The sequence below is a fragment of the uncultured Polaribacter sp. genome, from assembly GCF_947497125.1.
GTDB lineage: Bacteria > Bacteroidota > Bacteroidia > Flavobacteriales > Flavobacteriaceae > Polaribacter.
This window is the reverse complement of record NZ_CANMFI010000013.1, coordinates 1-469: the sequence shown is the minus strand read 5'-3', so window position 1 is coordinate 469 and position 469 is coordinate 1. Positions and strand designations below refer to the sequence as shown.

General features: G+C 37.5%; 1 pseudogene. It reads right to left on the bottom strand.

Going from position 1 to position 469, the window contains the following annotated elements:
- Positions 1–469 (bottom strand): annotated as a pseudogene (locus tag Q0678_RS11655) (hypothetical protein); the annotation flags it as partial.

The following is a 469-nucleotide window of genomic DNA, read 5'->3' as shown; positions in this document are numbered from 1 at the left end:
TGCTGTGCCACACTAATTTGCTGCACGGTAACAGCCAATCTGCTGGTACTTTCAACTCCACTTATTGTTTGACTTGCATAGTATGTAGTACCGCTAACTAATGTTGTTGAAAGTGGTAATGGATTTCCTAAAGCTGGTGCTGCATACCATTGTATGTTTTCTCCAGATACTGTTAAAGCCTCTAAAGTTTTATTTCCTGCATAAATTTGCAACTCGTGTGAAGTTGTAGGGGCTGGTGTTACCAAATTTACAGTAACAGCAATTCTATTTGAAGTTGTAGCTCTAGTGGTAATTTTTCGGATAGCCCTATTAGATAAATCAGAAGCATATAAATTGTCTTGTGCATCTATGTTTAGGTGATAAACAGAACCAAATTGAGCATTTAAGCCAATACCATTTAAAAAACCACGTTCTCCAGTTCCAGCTACTGTTGTTACTTCACCATTTGGCGTAATTTTACGGAGTGTAA